2 protein-coding genes are annotated in these 1,716 nt (G+C 57.9%); both read right to left on the minus strand.

The annotated features are described in order from the left end of the window. Positions 1-901, minus strand: a 901-nt coding sequence (locus tag NKJ72_RS30865; protein ID WP_352480792.1) for a M20 metallopeptidase family protein, incomplete at its 3' end; no start/stop codon positions are given. 711 nt (positions 902-1,612) lie between these two features. Next, positions 1,613-1,716 (minus strand): transposase domain-containing protein (locus NKJ72_RS30870; protein WP_352480793.1); only part of this gene is annotated, 104 nt, incomplete at its 5' end.

Raw genomic sequence — 1,716 nt, forward strand, 5'->3', positions numbered from 1 at the left:
CCGGGACCGAACGAAGATATTTGAACTCGACATCCGCACCGAATCCGCGCGCAATGCCTTGGGCGGCGGTCAGAACTTCTCGTTCAGCGAAGTCTTGCAGTCTGGATGACAGGGTCCGGACAGTTCCGGAAATTTCAGCGTGATCGGGAATGATGTTGTAGGCCTGTGCGGCGTTCAACTTTGTGACGGAAATCACCAGCGACTCCAAGGGGTCCGTCCTACGCGAGACCAAGGTTTGTAGACCAAGGATGATCTGTGCTGCAATAACAACGGGATCGACGGTCTGATGCGGCTCTGCCGCATGGCCGCCCTTGCCCTTGACGATGATATCAAAGTCGTCCTGCGACCCCATGATTGGGCCATCGCAGATGCCAAATGTTCCGACTTCCATCCCCGGCTGGATATGCATCCCAAAAACCTGGGATATGCCGAAACGGTCCATGATCCCTTCCTGGACCATCCTTTGGCCCCCCGATGGTAGTTCCACTTCTTCTGCTGGCTGAAAGATCAAGGCGACGGCCCCCTTGAACTTTCGCTTAGCCGCAAGGTGTTTTGCTGCGCCCAGCAGCATGGCCGTGTGACCATCATGGCCGCATGCATGCATGTTGCCCGGTATTTTCGACGACCAGGGCTTGTTTGACGCTTCAACGATTGGCAGGGCATCCATGTCCGCCCTCAATCCGATCGTCGGCCCCACTCCGCTCTCGCCTTGGATCAATGCAACGATGCCGGTTTCAGCGATCCCCGTTTCAATGTGATTGATACCGAATGAAGCCAGTTTCTCGGTCACGAATCTCGCGGTGTTCTGCAACCGATAGTCCAGCTCTGGATTTTCATGGAGATAGCGGCGCCACCCGGTTGCCTCGCGTTGCAGATCTCGGAGAGTTCCGATGTTTGTCATATTGCATCAACCCCTTTCTTGGATGCGCCGCCGAGCCGCTTCAGCCGTCGATCCAAGACCTCGGATTTAAAATTATAGGCCCACTATTCCTTAAAGAATGAGGCATGAAATAGTGAGCTTGGCGCCAATCTTCGCCGCCCGCTGAAACAGATGAGTCATAAAGCGGTGCAGTTTGAAATGGCGCCAGCATGACACACACTTGTGGCCTGCAAGGAGCCAGATCAGTGGCCTGGAGTGGGTCGCGTGGACGACGGCCTGTACTTCGGGTCGTGAAGATGCATACGCCTGATTGAAACGAGCAGGACCGCTTCGGATTGAGGACGCTTTCCAGCGGGCGGCACCGAATCCCGCCTCTGGATGGAGTAGCTCGCCGGATTCGAACGCAGCGGCGAGACCGCCTGCCCAGGTTCGGCGGCAATTCGGCCGCCGCTACTACTGTGCGCTTCCAGCCTTTTGCGCCAAGACGGATCTTGCGATGCCGGTCGCACGAAGGTGTCGTACAGCGCCTCATCGACCTGGCGCACGCGCCCGTTCGTGTCGGCGTAGGTGAGCGCGTCAATTTCGGTGGTCTTGTCTCTGCGATCGAGCAGTGTAGGCCGGCCCGGTCCACGCCGCACGTTGACAGTCGGCACAAGCTCGCGCATGTGCGACAGCGACCAGCGGGGCTGCGGTTAAATCGAGAAAAGTATTGCTCTCACGTAAGCGCTGTTCTCAGGCCACGGCCCTGAGTTCGGGAGCCGGGATGTAGGCCCAGGGCAGCAGGTCGTCGATCTGGCTGTTCGGGTGGCCATTGACGATCCTGGTGAGGACATCGG

Source organism: Mesorhizobium sp. M0045 (genome assembly GCF_040323385.1).
Taxonomy (GTDB): domain Bacteria; phylum Pseudomonadota; class Alphaproteobacteria; order Rhizobiales; family Rhizobiaceae; genus Mesorhizobium.